Origin of the sequence: Aliivibrio sifiae (genome assembly GCF_002954715.1) — a bacterium.
GTDB lineage: Bacteria > Pseudomonadota > Gammaproteobacteria > Enterobacterales > Vibrionaceae > Aliivibrio > Aliivibrio sifiae.
The window spans coordinates 583,954-605,892 of sequence record NZ_MSCP01000002.1 but is presented as its reverse complement, the minus strand read 5'-3'; the positions used below and the strand labels follow the sequence as shown (position 1 = coordinate 605,892).

General features: G+C 33.8%; 15 protein-coding genes. 5 read left to right on the top strand and 10 right to left on the bottom strand.

Annotated elements, in window-relative coordinates:
• Nucleotides 1-125 precede the first annotated feature (125 nt).
• Nucleotides 126-1,451 carry a tyrosine-type recombinase/integrase gene (locus BTO23_RS13945; RefSeq protein WP_105063820.1) on the top strand — a complete coding sequence of 442 codons (1,326 nt, stop codon included), beginning with the start codon at nucleotides 126-128 and terminating at the stop codon, nucleotides 1,449-1,451.
• Nucleotides 1,452-1,626: 175 nt separating this feature from the next.
• Here the strand turns inward: BTO23_RS13945 and BTO23_RS13940 are convergent, their stop codons facing one another.
• The 5 genes from BTO23_RS13940 to BTO23_RS13920 form a co-directional block, all read right to left on the bottom strand.
• On the bottom strand, nucleotides 1,627-6,036 hold the full coding sequence (locus BTO23_RS13940; protein ID WP_105063819.1) for a protein NO VEIN domain-containing protein: 4,410 nt from the start codon (nucleotides 6,034-6,036) through the stop codon (nucleotides 1,627-1,629).
• An 85-nt stretch (nucleotides 6,037-6,121) separates the two neighbouring features.
• Complete coding sequence (locus BTO23_RS13935) at nucleotides 6,122-8,317, bottom strand: ATP-binding cassette domain-containing protein (RefSeq protein WP_105063818.1); 2,196 nt, start codon at nucleotides 8,315-8,317, stop codon at nucleotides 6,122-6,124.
• 8 nt (nucleotides 8,318-8,325) lie between these two features.
• On the bottom strand, nucleotides 8,326-9,417 hold the full coding sequence (locus BTO23_RS13930) for a HesA/MoeB/ThiF family protein (RefSeq protein ID WP_105063817.1): 1,092 nt from the start codon (nucleotides 9,415-9,417) through the stop codon (nucleotides 8,326-8,328).
• Nucleotides 9,410-10,561: a ThiF family adenylyltransferase gene (locus BTO23_RS13925; RefSeq protein WP_105063816.1), complete on the bottom strand. Its 1,152-nt coding sequence runs from the start codon at nucleotides 10,559-10,561 to the stop codon at nucleotides 9,410-9,412. The genes BTO23_RS13930 and BTO23_RS13925 overlap by 8 nt, the downstream gene beginning before the upstream one ends.
• A 31-nt stretch (nucleotides 10,562-10,592) precedes the next feature.
• Complete coding sequence (locus BTO23_RS13920; protein WP_105063815.1) at nucleotides 10,593-10,787, bottom strand: hypothetical protein; 195 nt, start codon at nucleotides 10,785-10,787, stop codon at nucleotides 10,593-10,595.
• 696 nt (nucleotides 10,788-11,483) lie between these two features.
• Here BTO23_RS13920 and BTO23_RS13915 point away from each other — a divergent pair.
• The 3 genes from BTO23_RS13915 (at nucleotide 11,484) to BTO23_RS13905 (ending at nucleotide 15,280) form a co-directional block, all read left to right on the top strand.
• A complete protein-coding gene (locus BTO23_RS13915) occupies nucleotides 11,484-12,578 on the top strand; it encodes a tyrosine-type recombinase/integrase (RefSeq protein ID WP_105063814.1) in 1,095 nt (364 codons plus the stop codon).
• Nucleotides 12,579-12,747: 169 nt separating this feature from the next.
• Nucleotides 12,748-14,226: a hypothetical protein gene (locus BTO23_RS13910; protein ID WP_105063813.1), complete on the top strand. Its 1,479-nt coding sequence runs from the start codon at nucleotides 12,748-12,750 to the stop codon at nucleotides 14,224-14,226.
• Nucleotides 14,227-14,335: 109 nt separating this feature from the next.
• Nucleotides 14,336-15,280: a hypothetical protein gene (locus tag BTO23_RS13905; protein ID WP_105063812.1), complete on the top strand. Its 945-nt coding sequence runs from the start codon at nucleotides 14,336-14,338 to the stop codon at nucleotides 15,278-15,280.
• A 447-nt stretch (nucleotides 15,281-15,727) separates the two neighbouring features.
• On the opposite strand, the gene BTO23_RS13900 is transcribed toward BTO23_RS13905, so the two are convergent.
• From BTO23_RS13900 to BTO23_RS13890, 3 genes are all read right to left on the bottom strand, one after another.
• Nucleotides 15,728-15,925: an MbcA/ParS/Xre antitoxin family protein gene (locus BTO23_RS13900; protein WP_105063811.1), complete on the bottom strand. Its 198-nt coding sequence runs from the start codon at nucleotides 15,923-15,925 to the stop codon at nucleotides 15,728-15,730.
• A 227-nt stretch (nucleotides 15,926-16,152) separates the two neighbouring features.
• Complete coding sequence (locus BTO23_RS13895) at nucleotides 16,153-16,911, bottom strand: hypothetical protein (protein ID WP_105063810.1); 759 nt, start codon at nucleotides 16,909-16,911, stop codon at nucleotides 16,153-16,155.
• An 885-nt stretch (nucleotides 16,912-17,796) separates the two neighbouring features.
• Nucleotides 17,797-19,053, bottom strand: a complete 1,257-nt coding sequence (locus BTO23_RS13890) for a mechanosensitive ion channel family protein (RefSeq protein WP_061011805.1) — start codon at nucleotides 19,051-19,053, stop codon at nucleotides 17,797-17,799.
• 293 nt (nucleotides 19,054-19,346) lie between these two features.
• Between BTO23_RS13890 and BTO23_RS13885 the strand changes: the two genes are divergently transcribed.
• The gene (locus tag BTO23_RS13885) at nucleotides 19,347-19,910 is read left to right on the top strand and encodes an HdeD family acid-resistance protein (protein WP_060992317.1); all 564 of its coding nucleotides are present in this window, start codon (nucleotides 19,347-19,349) and stop codon (nucleotides 19,908-19,910) included.
• 133 nt (nucleotides 19,911-20,043) lie between these two features.
• Here BTO23_RS13885 and BTO23_RS13880 read toward each other — a convergent pair whose 3' ends face one another.
• Both BTO23_RS13880 and BTO23_RS13875 read right to left on the bottom strand, forming a co-directional pair.
• Nucleotides 20,044-21,450: a fructose-specific PTS transporter subunit EIIC gene (locus BTO23_RS13880; protein ID WP_105063809.1), complete on the bottom strand. Its 1,407-nt coding sequence runs from the start codon at nucleotides 21,448-21,450 to the stop codon at nucleotides 20,044-20,046.
• A gap of 37 nt (nucleotides 21,451-21,487) precedes the next feature.
• Nucleotides 21,488-21,919, bottom strand: coding sequence for a PTS sugar transporter subunit IIA (locus BTO23_RS13875; RefSeq protein WP_060992315.1), 432 nt, complete (start codon nucleotides 21,917-21,919; stop codon nucleotides 21,488-21,490).
• Nucleotides 21,920-21,939 lie beyond the last annotated feature (20 nt).

The following is a 21,939-nucleotide window of genomic DNA, read 5'->3' as shown; positions in this document are numbered from 1 at the left end:
TTTTTAGTTGATAGGTGTAGCATTCAAATCCCTATCCCTCCACCAAACATTAAGCCCTTGATTATTCAAGGGCTTTTCTCGTTTTTTGGGCTGCATTAAGTCATCACACAGGATTGACTGAGACAATGTACCTTTTTCGTGCCCCAAACTCGACCTACTATACCCGCATTTGTTTGCCTAAGTCCTTACGTGATAATGGCTTTCCTTTTGACTTGAAAATTTCTTTACTCACTAAACGACGTGATGAAGCCGTCGATCGTAATTTCATCCTGGTTCCGCAACTTAGAAAGCTCATCGATGATGCTTTCCAAGAATGTAACCCTAGTACCTTCCGTGATAACGTTGATGTACTCGTCAACCAAGTACGAGATAGCTTTACTCTGCGCGATACAATCCGCTTACCTGTTCGACAAGTGCGAACTATTAGTTCGCTTCAACCCCAAACAACTACAAATATTTCGGATCTTGCTGCTATACAACCAAAAACAATCATTACTCAACAAAAAGCACTTGAAGAGTTCATTGCTTCAAAGCAACACGCTAAAGTGCGCCCTCTTACAATAGAACAACTCAACCAGCGTACAGCCCACTTCTTATCTGCATTAACTCTAGATTGTATTTCTCAAATCACCAGTGCCGATGCCGTTCGCTTTCGTGACCGCTTATATCAAGAAGGACGAAGCTATAAAACTAACAAAGATTATTTAGCCTCATGTCGTCAATTCTTCAAATGGTGTAAGCAAATGAACTACATCGCAGAAAACCCATTTCAAGAGATTGCGGTTAAAGAACAAACAAAGAAGAAAACTCAAGATGAAGAGCGTGAACGATGGTCTATTAAGGATTTGCTGAAACTATACCGCTCCGCCGCTTTTCAAGCTAAGCCTGACGAGTTTAAATGGGTTACTGCAATTATGCTTTATCACGGGTTACGTCCAGCAGAAGCCTGTCAGTTACGTGTAGCTGATATTTGTAATAAAGATGGTATCGAATGTTTTGTCGTTTCTGAAGATGGTGAGGGTCAACACATTAAAACAGCAAGTAGTTTACGTTATATACCTATTCACCCTCACTTAATAGGAAAAGGATTTCTAGATTATGTAGCTAATCGTAAGGCTGCGCGTTGTATTCAGCTCTTTAATTATAAGCCTGATGGAAAATGGCAAGACTGCTCAAAACGTTACTGTCAGCAATTTGGACGCTTACAGACGGCAATAGGTATGCCTGCAAAGGCTCGCCCTACTGCTTATGGCTTTAGACATACATTCATTGATGAACTGAAGCAAAAAGGGGTTGAAGAATCACTAGTAGCACAACTTGTTGGGCATACACATCAAAGCATGACATTTGGTCGCTATGGTAAAAAGTATTCAATGGCTAAATTATCTGAAATAATAAATCTTGTTACTTTTCCCGAGATTCATAATTCTAAACTCAATGGTTTCAAATAAGGTGCTATTGATTGTAAGCAAAGCTATCTTTGGTCACTCCATAAGCCATAGTTCATTCACCTTCTGGTTAGCTATAGCTCGAGTTCTAATCCCATCACCTGAAAGAAAATAATACTGTTGTAATTAAAGCCCCTGATGAGGCTTTACGATTGGAGTTACCTAATTAGCTTTAAAGTTAAAGAATGTTATAAGTTACGATAAACTCTTTCCCATCAACACGGAACTTTTCTTTATCGTCAAAATCTATATTTTTTATTATATTTATTTTATCACCAACAAGAAATATTTCATAATGTTCTATATTTTCTTTATAGAACTCTATCTCATTTTTAGATATATGAAATTTACTTCCAGAAAGTGTTTTAACTTCTACATATTTAGTAACACCATCTTTATTTATATATTTAATGTCGCAACCATAACCATCATCATCTTTCGAAATCCAAGTAACCTTGTTTTTACCATACTCATTAACTAAATATGCATAAACGTCTTCTTCCGAGTCATTGCCAATTTCTTTTTTACGATTATCACTTGATGAAGAATGTTTATATGGTTTCTTGCCTTTAAAACGAGCGCTACTTGCAGGCTTTGGTTTCCCTAGTGTAGCCTCATTAGCCTTTTTAATTGGCTTATCATTCTTTTTAGCACTATTTTCTCGTTCGCCCTTAGCTTCTTGTTCCTTAGCCGTATTAGAATCAATATAATCTGTTATCTCTTTTGTCTTGTGAGAGAAATAGAGCAAACTTAAGTATTCAGCATCGCCTTCTAAGCAATCAATTTTAATTATTTTTTCGTTCTGTTGATACACAGATAGGAAGTCTATTTCAGTCGCCTTTATACCACCTAAAGAAAATTTATCACTTATGAACTGCTGAACGTTTTGGCTGTAATCGACAATTAAAATAAATTTGTTTTCTTGTGAAACTAGCTGAATAAAATCATCGTTATATTCATAATTATTAATATATCTAGTAAACTTCTTCTCTTCACTTTCATTTATACACCACGAATACAACTTCTTCTTAAAATCATATAAGTTACTTTCAAAAGCTTGTTTTAAATTTGTTTTATGAAATTTAGAGAAGTCAATTTTATAATATGAATGGCTACACTTATTAAATAGAGTAATATCAACTTTTAATTCTTGGAACAATCTTACTATACTATTACAGCTTTCAAGGCTATTTAAATTTAAGTAATCAATACCCGTTATATCACTTTTAATTTTTAAGTCATCTGCCACATTGATCAATAGGTGTTCATCAGTTACAAATTCATACTCTTTACCGATTAATGTATAAATTGTTTTCCAGAAAGAGTGTTTCTCATCCGAAATGCCCAGTAATTCACGTGTTCTTACGAGTTCATCTCCACCAATATCGTTCCTAATAGTCTGTTCGATATAAGTGTCATCTTCTTTTACCATATCCCTAAATACTTTGGTTTCTTGGATATCGAAAACTAGCCCGATAATATCAGCGAAACATTCTTGAAATTCAAAATTGTGCCGCAAATCATTCAATGAAGAATACTTATCAACTTTTATGAAATAGCTCTTTCCATCTCTTACATAATCATTATTATCTAATTCAAAAGTATCATTATCAATTGTATATCTAACATGGTCACAAATATTAATTGAGATATTTTTTAACTTAGCAAGCTCATCTTTAGCTTCCTTGTCTTTTTCTATATTTTGAACTCTATATACTAGTATGTACTGAGTGATATTTTCTAGAAATATTGAAAAGTCTTCATTCAACGTTTTTAATATCGTTTTATTTTCTATTTTTATTTCCAATGAACTCAAATTATTAATACCAAATAATTCGATTATTTTTGGAGTGCTTTGTCGTCTAGGGTAATTGAATATAGCTTTGGTAGATGTTATTTTTTTAGGCAGCCTGATATTACCATTATAAAAAACCTCTTTAGCAGGGAAGTACCTTTTTTTATCATCTTTGGTAGCAAACAAAAGAGTTTTAGAAGTATCTAAAATTGTAGCATTTTTTTCAAAATGTTTAATGCAAAGCTTATATATTGTCTGTGTTTGTTTACCATCTGGTGCCTTCTTAGCTAGTGAATTAACAATACGGTTAACGGAGTCAATTGATAGCTTTTCAAATTTATCAACAGCACCAAGTTTTATCAAAGCACTTTCAATACTTGGTCTATTTAAATCATATTTTTCAAATGCTTTATATTCAAAGTCAAAATCAAGTTCATTGATTAATGGACTCCAATTTGCATTTCCAACAAAAAAATCATTAAACAATCCTTTTGATTTTACTTGATAGGTTATGAAGGACGGATTTGCATTAAGTATATGGTAATAACTGGTAGTAGACTCACCAACCTTGGAATACTTAAAGACATCATCATTACTGTAGTGATCTAACTGCTTTTGGATTAAGGGATCTAAACAAAACCAAATGACTAATTTTTCTAGTGTGATCTTTTCAACAATTTCAGTGAACTTCGATATTTCAGTATATGAAAGAGAGTTACCTCTATAATTTATGGGCTTTTTGCGATGTTCAAAAACAAAATCTCTATAATTATAGTTTTGAATGTCTTTATGCATAATAAACTTAGTGTATTTATTTACACCTAACCACAGAAAAAATTGTTCAACACTTTCTAAATCCTGATCGGTAAAACTTAATGAGTGAAAATCAGAAAGATAATTTGTATCATTAAGTATCCCTTCAAATAGAAACTCAGTCAGTTTTCCTGATGGATAACTATTAGATAAATATAAATCCTTTGCTTCTGAGATAAGTCCACTTTTATTCAATAACTGAACTTTTGTACCACTAGGTATCTGAGTTTTATCCAGTTTTAAATAATTTTCATATAAGGATAAAACCATTTTTCTGATTAATTCAGCGTTAGTAGATGGGTTATCAGTTAATAACTTGTTTGTGCTAGATATGATTTTCTGTATTACTGGAACTGGCTGATATTGCTGAATGTTTGTGATTTCGTTTAAAAGTTTTTGTAGCTCTCTTGTTTTATCACTTGATTCTATTCCAAACTTAATTATTAGCTGGGCAAATAATTCTTTATGCATAAACTTTATGTTTACATAATCAGGAAGAGAGAACTTTTGAGTTGAAGGGGTGTACACATCATCGTCTAGTGAAATTACATCACTATTACTATCAACTAAAAATTCTAGTTTAGTTTCATGTTTAAAAGAATTATGAAACATGAAAATTAATGAGGCTCTTTCTTTAAGGCAAGTAATGCTTTTACTTAACTCTGTCAAAGGCTTTGTACTAATACTATTTTTTACATCAAACGTTGTAATATCAATTGATCCATCAGAAGGAATTATTAGATTCTTAAACAAATACTCCTTCTTTACGTCTTGAACAAATACAGAAAGCTCGTTAAGGAATAAGACTTCTGATTTTCTTCTATATCTACCGTCTAAACATGGGAAGATATCTAAATGTTCAATTGCTTCATCAATCGCATTATAAAATCCTAGTTCGAACAATACATTATTAGGGTTTGAATATGAAAGCATTTCCAGTGCTTTAAAGTTGACACTAGTTTTCGTTAACTTCTTTGCTGTGGATATTATTAATTCAACTAGCTTTTCTAAAATAAACTGATTTTTAGGGCTATTGTTTATTTCATTTCGAGAACTATTAAGTTCGAATGTTCCATGAACAATAAAAGGAAGATCAATAATTAATTTTGTAGGAAAGTATGCAAAAAGCTCTTTAATGTCACAGCTTAAATCGTCTTGAAGAGCTATTTTTAAATCATAAAATTCTTCTTCATTTTCCTTGTCCCAATACTCTGAGGGTAATCTTTCATTCTTTTCAAAAACAGTCCACTTTTTTGCCAAATTAGATTTGTGAATAGATTTAACTGGTTCATCATCAACATATATTTCGAGTGTTTCAATCGAATTTAAAAATAGTAATATTTCATTTTTCAAACCATTAATTTGCTGTTTGATATCTTTAAGGAATCTAGGTTTATAATTTATTTTTATACTTGTAACCCAGTTATCATTAGCTTTCTCTGAAACTTTGGGAATTGATAAAAAGGGTATCGGATAAACACTTTCTGGTAATTTTTGCTCCGCTCTTATATCAGCACGTTCTTCTGGCGTGAATAACTCGTCAAATACTTGGTTAACTATTTCATTAGAAAATTCAATATTTAGCCCTTTGCTATTTATTGATATTGTCTCACTCCAATTAATAATCGAACGAAATCCTAATCCTTTATTTCCAATATATTTCTTTGAAGTTTTAGTGCTCAAATTCGAGATCATCAATGATCGAATGCCCTTAGCACTGAAAGGAGTACAGCTTTCGCTTTCTCCTTTATTAGAAATTATTAAAATATTATTTACTGTATCTAATTCAATTCGAACATCTTTTGATTGTTCATCATCTGCATTTTGCAGCAATTCTAGTAACTGCCTACCGTTATATTCTTTTTCTGTTTCGACTTCACGATTAAAGGCGGAAACCATATCAGCAGGGGATTTTTGGTAAACATCTTTACGTTTACTGATTTCTTCAAGTATTAATGATTTGATAGATAATTCCTTCAAGTATTGAGCTATTAGCCCTGTGTATGTAATGACAAAGAGAATACAAATAGCACAATTTATTATTACTTGTGCTCATATAAATATTTTAGATAGAGTCTATGTATTTTAAGTATCTATCTTTATAATAAAATAGGGGACTTCCTTCAAATACAACTCTACCTCCATATACTCCAGAACCAGGACCTATTTCAATCACATAATCAGATTCCAAGAATGCGACCTTTTTATGCTCAATCAAAACTATAGAATAATATTCATTAGCATAGTTTTTAATAAATTTAATGACATTACTTGCTGTTTTATTATCAAGTCCAGAAGCTGGTTCATCCACAATCAATATTTTATTTTTAGTATTCCTTTGTGGTAAATTAATTAGTAGTTTAATCCGTTTCAACTCTCCTCCAGATAGCGTTTTCGTTTTTCTATTTAAAGAAAGATGTCCCAAACCAAGGTTTATTGCATCAGAACATGTTTTATCTATTGAAGAGATCTCTATCTTTGACAATTCGCTTAACGTCATTGCATAAATAGATCTAATCGAATGACCATTAAAATCGTAGTTTTCCGCTTCTGGGGAAAAAAGTGAGCCATCACACTCTGGACAAATTATTTCTATATCGCTATCAAAGCTTCTGTTAATCTTTATTACGCCCTTACCTGCACACTGATCACATGCTATAGGGCTTGAATCACTTAAGCTGAAATAAGTACTATCTAGATTATACTTTTGACTAAATTTAGATGTTATTTTTTTATTCAAACCAGTTAAAGAAGCAACTGTAGATCTAACATTTCCTTTTATCAAGTCCTGAGAAATATATGATACGTTATTATAATTTTCGTTAATATATTTTGCTAAACTTGATTTTCCAGAACCAGATTTACCAACAATAGTAGACATACAATTGATTGGTAATTTCAACGTCATATTTTTTATATTATTAATACTTATTCCTTCAATTTTTAAAAACTCCATTGATTTTTCTACACGACCTAAATCAATATAGCATTCATCTTCATCTTCATTTTCATTTTCATTTTCAACTATGTAACCACCAGTTCTACCTGCACATGGACCGATAGTCATGACATTATCAGACCTTGAAATAAAATAATCATTATGTTCAACCAACAAAACTGTGTTGCCCTTTTCCTGAATTATTTTAATCCTATCAAACAACATTTTATGATCACTTATATGAACTTGTGAGGAAAGTTCATCAATGACAATCAAAATTCCCGTAATCTCAGAGCTACAGAGTTTTGAGAAGTTAACTTTCTGAAGCTCACCTCCTGATAATGAAGGAATTGTACGATTAAGGGATAAATATGATAAGTCTGATCGGCATAATTGTTCTAAAAGAGTAATTAGAGGTATATTCGTTGTTTCTTTAGATTTTATTAACTCCAGTATTTTCCCAATATCTTTTGTTAGGATATCAATAAACGGCAGTCCATGAACTCTAAGGTTTTTATATTTTTCAATGTTTATACCAGAACCGAAACAATATTCACAATTTTGTTGTTTTGAGAACTTAGTTGCTAAATCATGTTCAGATTTTTTATTGCTCTTCAAAAGCTGATTTAACTCATTTAAAATTCCGACATATGATAACTTCCTAGATCGTCTTTTCCCTTGATGGGTAAAAGTTATAGGAAGCTGTTGCTCTGATACACCATATAACAATTTTTCTTTATGGGAACTTAGTAGTTCTTTAAACGGTATTGATGTAGATATACCATTAATATCACAATAGGCAATCAATAGGTTATACTTTTTGTTGTTCCCACTTTTTAACCAAGGTTCAAAGGGGTTTTCATTAACCGTCTTATTTTCATCAATTACTAGGCTAGTATCTATATAATACGTTAATTTCCTACCACTACACAGTGAACACTGATTTTCTGGTTTGTTTATTTTCAAAAGAGAATAATTATGGTCAAAATTTTCGTCAGCAATTAAGGGCATTAATAACGAAGGGATATTTAAATATGTATATAAAGATGATCTTGGATTTACATTTGTATTTTTTTGTTTAAGAGCGACAGAAGGTACTATATTTTTATATGAATCTAAAACAAAAGATGGCGATTCATAATAACCACTTTCTATAGATTTAAACTCATTTTTACATAATTCATATAATGTATTATACGCTAGTGATGACTTCCCTCCACCACTGATACCAATCAAAGATGTTATTTCACCTTTAGCTAATTTAAAACTAATATTCTTTAAATTATTAGTTTTAATACCAAACAGTTCAATATTGCCACTCATAAACTCACCTAATTATAAAGACCATTATTACCACACCAATCACAATTTTCATTTTTTTCTACGAAATGCTTATTGATATCTCTTTCTCTTACGTCAAATTCTATTCTCGAATTAGAGTTCGATATATAATCGTATTTACCTGAAACTATTTTTATCGCATCTATTGCAGCTAGTGATGCTGCAATTGTACTTAAAGGAGAAAAGCTTCCTATCTTACGATTTTTTCTAGTTAACTTCTTTACCCCGTCTAAATCAGCATTATTAATCTTCTGTAAATGCTTTTCAAAACACATCACACAAGCTGTCCTGTTAGGAATAATCGTTTGTCCTATTAGTGTTAAATGTAGATTATATCCACCGCCTACAATATGTGGAATTTTATGCTCCATGCAAAATCTGGCTATAATTCTTGTAGTTTCGTCTACACTTGGCTTATCAGCACAGTTGATAATTAAATCATATTTATCATCGTATTTAGAGAAAAAATCAGGAGTTAATTTATCTTTGATTTTAATTACTTTGACACCAGACGAAATATTACATAGATTTTCTGACAACACATCTACTTTAAATTTACCTACATCATCGATAAAAAACATACCTTGCCTATGTAGATTTGAAATTTCGACCGTATCATCATCTACTAGTGTAATATTTTTCAATCCAGTTCTTATCAGTGACTCTGAAACCCAAGTTCCCACAGCACCGATTCCAACAATCATTATTTTACTAGTACTAATCAATTTTAGCGACGAAATTACATCACTTGTAGAGGAACAGTAGTCTTCGAAGAAATTGATTAATCTATACTGTTCTGACACAAATGTTTCAGGATATTTACAATCAACTTTGATTAATACATTCTTTTTTAAGAAAAATAAAATTAAATCGAACAAATCATCACTATCTATATTTTTATAAATCCCTAATATATCACCAACAGTTTTATCACCATCAAATGAAAATAATAGTTCTACAATTTGTTCATAATCTATTGTGATTTTAAATTGCTCTCGCTTATTAGATAGAAAAATATCTAACACATTATCGTTGTAAACTAGTGCTATAGAAGCCTTTAACCTATAAATATCATCAACCACAGTTACTACATCCTTTTTGCTTTTTCATCTCAAACCATGTTTGCTCACAACGTTCAATCAGAAATTCACCTCTTTTGTTTATCTTATTATTTCCATCAAAATTACGTAATAAAAAATCAATAATATTCATACAAGCTATGCTACTACTGTATAAAGACTGTGCAAACGTACCGCCAGAACCTCCTATCAATATATCAACTCTAGTTGTTGATGGTGTATCCTTCATACCAGAGTTATGATTATATTTAGGTTTCCAATCTTTTAATGCATGACGAAAAGTGTTCGAACAACAATCAATGCATGGGGTTCTTCCTTTATAAATTAGCTCTCCAGAACTCATCAAATGAGCATCAAAACCTCCTGCCACATATAAACCAATATTCTTATGCCATAAATACCTACCTAATTTTACACTAATATGTCCAATATAAGGCTCATCGGCTGTATTGATAACAAGATCTGTAAAATTAGGTACTATATCTTCCAAGTTAATATTTGGTATTATTTTAGTTTTAATTTCAGTTATATTGGCTTTAGAGTTTATTTTTTTCAAATGTTCACTTAATGCAACAACTTTGTCTGAACCTATATTATACTCATTAGCATAGACATGTCTCACAAGACTACTCCTATCAATAGTTTCATGATCAATTAAAGTTATATTTATCACTCCAGCTCTAACTAATTGAGAAGCAATCATACCGCCAACAGATCCACAACCAATAATGACTATATTTTTTCCCATTAAGTTATATTGTGATAATTCCCCTTCTTTATCTGGGATAAGGTCATCAAAATAGTTAATCTGCCTAGAATATCTTTGTTTATCTGTTTCACTAATAAAAGTTGAAGAGTTTATCTCTTTTATTACATTTTTATCCAACAAATATTCTATTACATGTTCTATTTCTTTCGTATCTACTAGAATTTTATTTTCTAATAAAATATCTTTTAGCGAAAGCGAACCATCCATTGAGGAAAAAACATCAAGAAAACTAGAATCGATCTCGATAGTTAATTTTTCCCTTGTATTTATTTTATAGAATTGAACTCTAGTACAATCAACCCTATCAGTTGAAAATGTGTAGATATCAACACTATCTTTAATTTTATATTTATTATTTAGCATAAAAAAGGCTAGCATTTGCTAGCCGTCTCCTACTTAGTTCAGTAGATTAATATTGAAGAACACCAGCATTTACTTCTAAGTACTCATCCCAAGCATTTACACTGTCATCTGTTGACTTAACATTATTACGAGTACAAACTCGTGTACAACAATCGCTTCGACCACCAGAACAACCATCCGAATAACTTGCGTTAGCTTCTACATTATTAATTTCTTTAAATTTTAAATTGACTTTTTTCATTTCCATTCCTTCAGGATAAACTTAGTAATCAAGAGTATGCCACGGATACCGTCACTAATACGACTCTTAATTTGAGCGATCTTTATATAACAAAATTCATTTAATTATCGTGATAAAAATCACATAAGTTCTACTACATCAGTTTAAGAATTTAGAATTACATTGTTGATCAAATCAGTCCAAGAGTAGCTCTTACCCTAGGGGAAAGATGCCCTTTATCATAAGGGCGGTTTCAATCCGCGGTATCAGTGTACTGAAATCCTCGCCCACGCTTTCAGAGATCCTAGCTATATTGGATCCAGTTCTTGATTTTAGCTTTTGACTTTCCTATTTCTATACTCGTTCGATCTCTCATAAGAGATCTGAACGCAGCGGTGGAAAAAGGACTAACTCAATTTAGGCAACAACGCCGTTCAATTTAACAGCCACTTCCTTACACCCCAATGAGACTTACATCACAAAATAAAAAATCTATTTTCTTCCCTAAAACGGAGGCTCACCCAAAATAACTAGATATCCAACTCAATTGATAAATATGCGAGAATTTGATTTTCACTTGTGATAATTATACAAAAAATGCACAATAAGTCATTAATTTTAGATAACTTTTAGGAAAACCAAGCTCGTTGACGAAAGTCTAAATACATCGTAGTTTGCCATCGAGAAGCAGCATTTAAGCTGCCATATGGATAAATTATGACTATAAAAACAATTAATAATTACTTAGATGATTACCTCGCTGAAAGGCGTTTTAGCGTATCTCCATCAACGCTAAGATCAGAAGCAAGCAAAACAAGCAACGTAAGAAAATCTCTCGGTCATCGAATGATCGATTCTGTGCTTCATAGTGACCTTCGCCAATTAATAATGAAATGGCACAAGCGCTTTTCCAACAAGACGATTAATGGTCATTTAACGATTCTTCGCGCTATTTTTTTGCGAGCGATGCTCGACGGAATTATTGCTCGTAACCCAATGACTGGCATCGAAAACCTAAAGAATTCACACAATGAACCAAATCCATTCACTAAGGCAGAAATAGCACTCATGTATGAGTGCAGTAACGTGTGCGAACAAGGTAAGAATGCCACCTTATTCAACTTACTTACGGGTTTACGGATTGGCGAGTTAATTGCAACGTCATGGGATGATGTAGATTGGCAACGCAATATTCTTTATGTACGACGTGCTCGTGTATTGAACAGTTATAAAGTACCTAAAACATCAGGCTCTGTACGTGCTGTTGAGCTTAATCCTCTCGCTGTCGATATTCTGAAAAAGCAGTTATTACTTACTGGGAAACGTCGTCGAAAAACTGTTGATGTTTTACAGCGAGACAATAAAACATATCAGAAAGAATCTATCGCGTTTATTTTTATCAACAATAAAACACGTCAGCCTTTTCTCAATGCTAAACAGTTTGGTAAAACTTTTTTCAATCCATTTTTAGAAACTGCTGGTATTGCACATCGAGGTTCAGGTCAGCTTCGACACACATTCGCTTCGCAGTGTTTAACCGCTGGTATTAGCAAGGAATGGATTAGCCAGCAAATGGGACATACTGGCACTAACATGGTTGATATGCATTACGGGAAATGGCTGCGTGAAGATGCTCCAGATTGTGCCTTACTTGCTTCTCAGCATCTACAAGACGCATTTGGAATGCCTGTGGTCAAGCGCACTGTATCGTTCCCTGCAGCACCTGATCCATCTTCTGCATTGCTAGTAAGTCAACTTACAAAAAAGCCGCATTTAATGCAGTTAATCCAAGCAATGATGGAGGATGCGTGATGGGTGTCTTTTCGCTTGAAAACAATTCAAAAGTCGCGCATTTGATAAATGTGACGACAACGCAACCCGCTGCGCTTGCGTCACACTTTTGCTACGCAAAAGATGCACGCAAGCTGCGGGCAAGAGGTGTACCTCTTAACTCCCTAACTAGCTCCTCACGGGAGCTAGCATGAAATCGATCCGCTTCTTTCATCGCCGATACAATTTCACTTCCAATCAGAAAGATCGCTCGCGTTGTGAGCGGTCTCTGATGCATTCTCTTCGCATCTCAACAGATGCAAAACCGACAAAGCAATTTGAGTGGAATGAAGATTTATCAGACTCAAACTTAGTATGGCTAAATGGTGAAACTTTACAATTAAACTCACTTAGCGATGAACATAAAAAGAGGCTACTTTTTACTACTGCACCCGCTCCATTAATCCGAGACCATACAAAGTTACAAACCCGTCAGCGCCAGTACCGTAAGAAAATAAAAACGGCGATCACGGCTGAATATAAAAATGGTAACGGTACAGCAGCGAAGTTTCTAGAAGAGGTCCTCGACTCATTAGGGCATATCTCCTATAGCAAAATCGACCTATTCAAAACGATGGAAATGTCGCGGAAAAACCAGCGTATCAAAATGCTGGAGACTTATCTTGATGCACATAACCAAATGCAAAGTCGCCCCAACCTTAATTGCACATTTATCCAAGAAGGCATTTTTAAGATCCCTCACCAATGGAAAGTGGGCAATGATCTTATACCATTGCATGAGTATGTGGACTTTACCGTTACGTTTTTAACTCATCACTTTCCTGACTATCCGATCAAAATGGTGATCGGACATGATGACGAGCGTCATGCCCAGGAGAACACTGGAGCGCATACCCATTACTTCTTATCAGCTAAGAATAAGATTACTGGTGAATCTGACCTATTGAGAAGCCAGAAGATCGTAGTTAATCAATACATAGAAAAGGTTGGTTTGAAAGATAAGGCTCTTCCTGTTGACGCAGACCTGTCTGTAGAGCAACGCAAATTCTTTGGAGAGATGTTTCAGAAAATGGTGTTTGAGTATGCTAACGAGCACCTTTTTAGCAAAAAAGGATTAATCGCAGAACTTGCTCCAGAATCAGAACGTAGATCTAAACAGCGTCAAAAAATGAATCAGGAAGCCAAACTACCGAAATCAGAGAGGGAGTTCAATTTCCATAATCTAATGATTAAAAAGAAAAAAGAACAATTATTAGAACTAAATTATCAAGTAACTAATACAGAGAGTCGACTTGATGAAAAAAACACTCAGCTCAACATCATGGTTGGAGAATTGCTGATGCTAAAAGAAGAGCAAAGTGAAACTCAGCAGAAAAACTCCATTTTATTAAAGCAAGTACAGGAATTACGTGCTGAGAAACAAACGCTTCTAATAACGTTACGCACATTTAATGATGAATTAATGAACAAACTAACGATCTTCTGTACCAAGCTTTTTATGGCGTTACATACAAAAGATCTTGGTTATCAGCATAAAGCAATGCGCTTTCTTGACGAAGCTATGAACACTCTCTTGGAATTACCTGCTCCTGTGAAAGTCAAGGCTCAAAAATTAATCAGTAAATTATCACCTTCGAGAAAAGAAGATAATTTCAGAAAAGAGCGATAGCTACCTATGTCGCATTAAGCCCCCTATTTGTTTGTTAGTAATGTTTGTTACTAACAAACATTACTAACAAACAAACTCCAACAACTATAAAAATAATCATGGTGAAAAAATGGCTAGGCCAAAATCATATACGCAAAATGATATTATCAACGCAGCGAATCAATTAATTGAAAAAGGAACTGAAATTTCGGGATGGCAACTCAGAGAAATCATAGGACATGGACGATGTGATACGTTATATAAAGATCTAAAACAATTGATTGAACAAGGGTATATAAATCTACCAGACAAGACTAGTATTGAAGTACAACCAACAGTGCAGGAGGATCCAAAAGTATTGCCACTCCCCATCGAGGTTCAGGAGTCACTTAAACTAATTGAAGGTCAATTATCATCATTACTTTTTGCTCTCGTCACTGAACTCAATGCATCAACTGATACTCACTACGAACACCTAACACGCGCTCGACTTCTTGAGTCAAAAGCAATTGCTGATGAGGCGGTTACTAAACTAATAAAAATAGAGGATAATCTTCTCATAACGGAAGATCGCGTTAAGGTTCAAGTAGAATTAAATGAACAGTTAGAACAGGATAATATCGCATTAGAAGAACAGCTATCTACAGCAGAGCTGCACAGTATTAAACAACTTGAAACTATGAAATCAGTGTTGAATGAGAATAAATATCTACTTAGTGACCTTGATAGTTGCAGGATAAATACCGACCGATTAAATGAACAGGCGTCAACACTTACTAAGCAAAATATAGTATTAGAAACTCAATTGGATAATTGCCGAACTCAAGTAGAAAAACAAATTAAAACTGAGTTTCAGTTACAGGTAGATTTAGATCATGTTAACCAGCAGCTCACTATTTTATCAACTAAATATGATGGAATCATTCAAGCAGAAGCCAAAGTACAAGCCAAGCTTGAAAGCGCTATAGTAGAAGTAGCTGAGTCGAAAAAATTAGAAGCAGTTCTGTCAGAAAAGATAAGACAGTTAAAGAAGCATCAACGCATCATACCAAAGCAGCCTATTACTCAAGATTAACTGTCGTGGCTTAATCGTTCAGGTTGAATTTTAGCTAAATATTCATTTATGGAAATTGTAAAATTACTGTATAGACAACTTATTTTTATCATTGTACATAATTACAATACTAACTTGGTAATTAGCAAAAACTGCATAACTTTCTTTTGAAATCTGTATTATGCCCGAAATGTATATATACAAAAACGGCGTAACTCTCTTTTGAAATCTGTATTGCGCCCGAAATGTGTATACACAAAAACGGCGTAACTCTCTTTTGAAATCTGTACTACGCCCGAAATGTGTATACACAAAAACGGCGTAACTCTCTTTTGAAGTTTGCTGTAAAACAACATGGATTCATTGAATATAGTTAAGCTAACGTTTGTTAGGCTAATAAACGTTAGCTTAATTTTAGTAACTTCGTATGTTTTTTCTACACCTCTATATAGTATATAGCAAACGAAGCTATGAAAAGTCCCCAGTTTCGATCCTAGCGATCATATCTAGAATATATTCTTTACCACCAAAGGTTTTAAGTACGTCCAAGGGGCTTAAGCCACCCAGTTGGATTTTGCTACTCTTTAGCCACTCTTCACATAATGCTTCATCATTGAAAAGAACCATTAGCCGAGACTTTATTTCGTTATCTAATTCATCTTTCATTTTTTCTTCATTCGCTAGTATTTAAAATAATTAAGTTATTGATATAACAATATATTAGTAATTAAATTCCCAATAACTTATTTATAGAGACTTACTTTAGAATATTGGATAGGCTCTCAATCCAGCTTATGACCTTCATTATTCCACCTAAAATCATATAACCCTAGTAGCTATCCCTAATAGCCCATTGGTAATGGTTTATAGCTATTTATTATTTTTCGAGTCGATCACTCAGAAGATAAAAATGATTCCTCTGTCGTATAAAAAGTATTTAGAGCTAATTTAAATAAGAACTCTTCTTCAGACATATTATATTTAATACTTCTTTCAGATAATCGCACTTTTGCCATGCCTGCTAATTCTGGAATTCCTTCTAACCCAGGTATTCCTGTTATTTTATTTTTTTCAACACTTATCTTTCTTATATTTTCACAACTGTTAGCTAAATCTAATTTGAATTGCTCTAAAAAATTTGTCGTTGTACATAATTCTAAATATTCATTTATTGTAACTAACAACGAACGATACATTTCAGGAGAAGATTTACAGTATGGATAAATTGAATCGATCCCTATCGTACTACTTCGTGACAGTATCCAGTTCCACTTTTTACTATGAGTTAAATGATTTAATAAATGGGGATTACCAACACGCTGAATACACACGTATTGAACAAAGTCCACTTTTAAGAGTTCAGATACAATAGCCGAAAAAAGCCCTTTATTTTGAAGACTGTTAGCTATTTCTATTCGCTCAATAGCTGGACAACAGCGATAAAGATTATGCTGTTCAAGTTCACCTTTAACATTAGAACTTGAATTAGATACAAATTTCTCTAATTTTGAAAGTAATGCTGGCGGGTATGTCTCAGGTATAACAATTAGCAATTCAATATGCTCATTCTGATACCTAAACCCACCTTCAAGTTTTGACTTAGAGAATTTTCTTGCTATATCTTTAGACAAAAAATCAATAAATTGTTCCATTTGAATACCTCATTATGAATATGGAAAAATAGTTAAAAGTTAAAATTAAAGACAAATATAACTTTACCTTTCCAGAGAAGTATTTCATCAAGTAGCAGAAAGAATCAAATTATTAATTTCAAGGAAAATTAACAATTGACAAAATGAAAGGCATTAAAAAAACAATAACTTGCAACAAGTGCTGTTTTATTAATTAATATAACCACTTATTTATACTGAATATTAAATATTCATTTTTTCAATCTAAATTCGAGTAAAAATAAAATATTTATTTTAAAAATTTAATTTCAATTACTAACAATCCACCTTGTCCGAACAGCTATTATTTGTATAATACGCACTCTCTATTTTTTTTAAAATTTTGTGACCTACCTCTGAATTATCAAAATAAGAACAAGTGAATAGTGCAATTATCGAGAGTCTTTCTATTTAGACGGCAGGCTAGTAATCATCATCTTTTCTGAGTACGGGACACTGAATGGGAAAATTATGTGGACATCGATTATCATTCCGCACTAGATAGATATTAAATAAACCATAACTCCTAAAAATAACAGTCACTGCACAAATATACGGAGGAAAATGGTGCCCATTCCACCTTTAGCAACACCAGAAGTGGAATGAAGTATGAGCACTAGCGTAAATTTCACCTTAACCAATCGTCACTTTTAACTGGACAAATATTTAAAAGTAATATAGATTGAACCCATTGAAATTTATCAGCTTAATGCAGATAGAAGAGTTAGGGATAGTTTTCAAATCCCTATCCCTCCACCACATTCTAAGCCCTAGCAGAAATGCTGGGGCTTTTTTGTATCTGTTGTTTTTATTGTATAGATATAATAAAGGCCGTGGTTTCCACAGCCTTTATTTATGCCCTAAGATTTACTTTCCAATACTTAATGCATCATGGCCACTAAGTGCTTGATAAGGGCGTAAATCAAACAGAGGCATAATAGAATATATATGATCAAAAATGTCTGCTTGTACCCCTTCGTAAAATACCCAATCTGTATTGTTAGTAAATGCATAGATTTGTAATGGCAAACCTTCAGGCGTTGGTTCCAATTGACGCACCATGAATAGCATATACGGATGAATATCTTTATGGGTTCGTAAATAGGCGGCTAAATAAGCTCGAAAAATACCCATATTCGTCATTTGTCTAATATTACCCAAATGCGGAATATCGTCTAATTCATCATTAAATGTTTTAATCTCTTTTGATTTTTCGAATAAATATTCTCTAAGAATTCGAATATCTTTAAGTCCTTCAATTTCTTCATCTGTCATAAATCGAATTGAGTTAACATCAATATTAACGGCTCGTTTAATCCGTCTACCGCCAGAATCTGACATACCCTGCCAATTAATAAAAGCATTTTGAACAAGAGCATAAGCAGGTAGCATACTGACTGTATTATCAAAGTTTCGCACTTTGACTGTTGTAAGTGAAATTTCTTCAACAGTGCCATTGGCTTTATATGAATCCATTTCAATCCAGTCATTTAAGCTAATCATTCGATTTGCTGAAAGCTGTATACCTGCAACAAATCCCAAGATGGTATCTTTAAATACCAACATAACAAACCCTGTTGCAACTCCTAAGCCACTAAGAAAAATAACCACAGATTCATTAGCAAGTACCGACATGGAAACAACGATACCAACAAAGAAAGCAAATAGCTTAGTCAACTGAACAAAGCTCTTTATTGGCATTCGACGTGTAATGCCTTTAGCAATAGCCATATCATTAAGTGCATCAAGCAGCGCAAACAGCATGGAGAGGAAGACCACTAAGATCGAGATACTCAACAGTTTGTCAGCAATCGTTGAAAGTAAGGTGTAATGACCAAGTGCAAGAGGAAGCAATAAATCCAAAATGATAATTGGAATTAGAAGTGTAAGCTTTTCAAATACTTTATAGCTTGAAAAACCTTCCGCTAAAGGCTCATCCGCTCGATGAAGGATATTCCTAATAGTTCGAACAATAATATGACGAGTAATTAGGTGACCAACAATAGCAACACCAATTACAACCAATACAAATACAGCGGTAAGCTCCAAACCATAAGGATCACTATTTATACCAAAGGAACTTAATTTTTCTGCAATAAAGTTACGTATATGATGTTCTAACAATGTATGCCCTTATATTCTTATGATGCACAAAAAGTAAAATGCAGTATGAATATACCACGTTAAAATGATAATAATTTTAAGCTCTTAAGCCGTTTCTACAAGTATTAATTTTCAGTATAGATACGGCAAAACAAGGAGAAGTGAATTAAAGCGCCAGAACTGCTTTTTTCTTATACGAAAGGATTAAAATGTGCGCAAAATCACAAAATTTGAAAACTAAGTTTGCCTTCAGTATCAACTTTATGTTTTAGACTACAATATTCAGGTCTCTTACATTTAACTCAGAGGTTAAAATGGAAAATCAAACGCCAAGTCAGGCATTAATTTCAAAAAGTTGGAAATACTTTATTACTGTTGGCGTGATAGCAGCAATAGCAGGATTAGGCGCTTCTAGCTTACCTGTTATGGCAGGTGTGACGATTTCAACTATCATCGGTACATTGCTATTAATCACAGGGTTAGTTCAGGTTTATCATACTTTTCGCATTCATTCTTGGAAAGAAAAGCTATGGTATGTACTAAGTGCCCTACTTTATATTGTTGGTGGTTTATTCATTCTTTTTAACCCACTAGAAGGACTTATGACTATAACAACAATTATGATCGTTGTTATGATCTTTAATGGCCTAACCCGTATGATTTTTGGGATTACGAATAAAGGTCTTCCTGGTAGCGGTATGGTTATTTTGAGTGGGTTACTCTCTGTCATTATCGGGGGATATTTTTTCTTTCTACTCGATAACCCTGAGTTTTCATTATCGCTATTAGGAACATTTGTTGGTGTTTCATTACTGATAGAAGGCATCAGCTTTATTTTTCTTGGACTACGGATGAAAAAATTAGTGAATAATAAATAACCTTATTTAATATTCATTTTTGTAATAGCAAAGCCCGCGACACTTCTTCTAAAAATAAGTGTCGCGGGCTTTTTTACATAATAAAAGCCTCTTGGGGGATTAAGAGGCTTGATATTAGATTAGGAAAAACGTGTTATTTTAAGTTGTCTTGAATCAGTGATAATGCCGTCTTCATTGCGCCTTTAGTTGAACATTCAACTTGGCGAATATTCGTAAAACGCTCACCTTCTTTGACTGGAATATCATGAGCAAGGATAATGAACTTAGCATTAGCAACATCTTTTGCAGTCAATTTATTCATTAAACCGTTAGAGCCTTGAGTTTCAACTTTAATTTTAATCCCTGCTGCGACACCAGCTTTCTCTAAAGCTTTTGCTGCCATAAATGTGTGTGCAACACCTGAAGGACAACAAGTTACCGCTAGAACATCGTACTCACCTTCACCAGCAACAGGGGCAACTGTTTGTGCTTGTACTGGGGCTTCTACAGCGACATCATTTTCTTCAACATAAACAGGCTTCCAGAAACCAACAATTAATGCCGTTGTTAATGAACCTAGAGCAATACCAACCACATACATTGGAATGTTGCTAGATACCGGCGCTGTAATTAACCCACCCCAAGGTGCATGAAGTAAAACATCAGTCATGAAACCAAACACACAACCAACCATACCACCAGCAACGATAGACGGAAGAACGCGCATTGGGTCATTTGCTGCGAATGGGATTGCACCTTCAGAGATACCAATTGAGCCCATGATTGCAGCAGCTTTACCCGCTTCTTGCTCTTCTTTAGAGAATTTTTTCTTGAACATGAAAGTAGCAAGAGCCATACCTAGAGGTGGAGTACAAATCGCGATACCAACACCACCCATCAACCATGGTTGTGTATTTACTTGTGTTTGAGCAAATAATGTCGCTACTTTGTTGATTGGACCACCCATATCAAATGCAGTCATACCACCAAGAATCGCACCAAGCACCGCTTTAGAAGAACCCGCCATTGATGCTAGGAATTCGTTCATCGCAATCATGAAAGAAGAGATAGCTGCGCCTAAGCCCCACATTACGATACCCGCAGATACTAATGTACCAACAAGAGGATAAATAAAGTAAACACCTAACGCACTTAAATGAGCAGGAATAGGAAGTCTCTTAAGCTGAAGAACAACGCCACCAGCAATAAAACCGGCTACGATACAACCAAGGAAACCACCGCCCAAATCAGCCATAATACCTGATGCAATAAATGCAGGAGCTAATGCTGGTTTATCTGCAATTGAATAACCAATGAAGCCACCAAGAATGATAGGGAAAAGAACAAGGCCTTTGATAGCAATAGTCGAAATATCCGCTAAGATACCAGTATCTGGAACTGCGCCTTTACCTGTTGCCATTACCGCTAATGCTAATAAAACCCCACCAGCAACCACGAAAGGAAGCATGTGAGAAGTACCGAACAACAAGTGTCCTTTTAATTTAGACAGTGTTTGTTTCCAATCACCAGATGGTTGAGTTGTTGCAGTCATCGTTGACATAAAAGTAATCCTAAAAGTGAGTAAATCTAAAAGTTAATTAATTAGTCAGTAGGTCTAGAATTTCTTGTTCCGTTGTTGCCTTGTGCATGTCGGCAATTAAATCATCGCCAAATTTTTCAAATAACGCTTGTAGTGCATAAATATGGTGATCACCGCTTTCCGGTGAAGCTATCATAAAAAATACCGTTGGTTGCTCATCATCTGCATCATATTCAATGGCTGTTTTTGTAACACCAATGGCAATAGCAGGTTCGATAACTGCTGCATTTTTAGTGTGAGGATAAGCAATGCCCATATCAGAAGTTACACACTGAGCTTCACGCTCATAAATACCCGCTAAAAAATTTTCTTTATTATCAATTCGATTATTTTGCAACAGCATTTCAGCTAATTCAGAAAATACACCCTCTTTAGTCGTTGCTTCTAAATTCAATTTAATTAGTTTTGTGTTTACTAGTGTTGTAATCATGGTATTTCCCTTAATAAGAA

Excerpts from the sequence above, each read along its gene's own strand:
- BTO23_RS13945 (WP_105063820.1), top strand. The coding sequence starts at position 126 with ATGTACCTTTTTCGTGCCCCAAACTCGACCTACTATACCCGCATTTGT.
- BTO23_RS13935 (WP_105063818.1), bottom strand. The coding sequence starts at position 8,317 with ATGAGTGGCAATATTGAACTGTTTGGTATTAAAACTAATAATTTAAAG.
- BTO23_RS13925 (WP_105063816.1), bottom strand. The coding sequence starts at position 10,561 with ATGCTAGCCTTTTTTATGCTAAATAATAAATATAAAATTAAAGATAGT.
- BTO23_RS13920 (WP_105063815.1), bottom strand. The coding sequence starts at position 10,787 with ATGAAAAAAGTCAATTTAAAATTTAAAGAAATTAATAATGTAGAAGCT.
- BTO23_RS13915 (WP_105063814.1), top strand. The coding sequence starts at position 11,484 with ATGACTATAAAAACAATTAATAATTACTTAGATGATTACCTCGCTGAA.
- BTO23_RS13910 (WP_105063813.1), top strand. The coding sequence starts at position 12,748 with ATGAAATCGATCCGCTTCTTTCATCGCCGATACAATTTCACTTCCAAT.
- BTO23_RS13905 (WP_105063812.1), top strand. The coding sequence starts at position 14,336 with ATGGCTAGGCCAAAATCATATACGCAAAATGATATTATCAACGCAGCG.
- BTO23_RS13900 (WP_105063811.1), bottom strand. The coding sequence starts at position 15,925 with ATGAAAGATGAATTAGATAACGAAATAAAGTCTCGGCTAATGGTTCTT.
- BTO23_RS13895 (WP_105063810.1), bottom strand. The coding sequence starts at position 16,911 with ATGGAACAATTTATTGATTTTTTGTCTAAAGATATAGCAAGAAAATTC.
- BTO23_RS13885 (WP_060992317.1), top strand. The coding sequence starts at position 19,347 with ATGGAAAATCAAACGCCAAGTCAGGCATTAATTTCAAAAAGTTGGAAA.
- BTO23_RS13880 (WP_105063809.1), bottom strand. The coding sequence starts at position 21,450 with ATGTCAACGATGACTGCAACAACTCAACCATCTGGTGATTGGAAACAA.
- BTO23_RS13875 (WP_060992315.1), bottom strand. The coding sequence starts at position 21,919 with ATGATTACAACACTAGTAAACACAAAACTAATTAAATTGAATTTAGAA.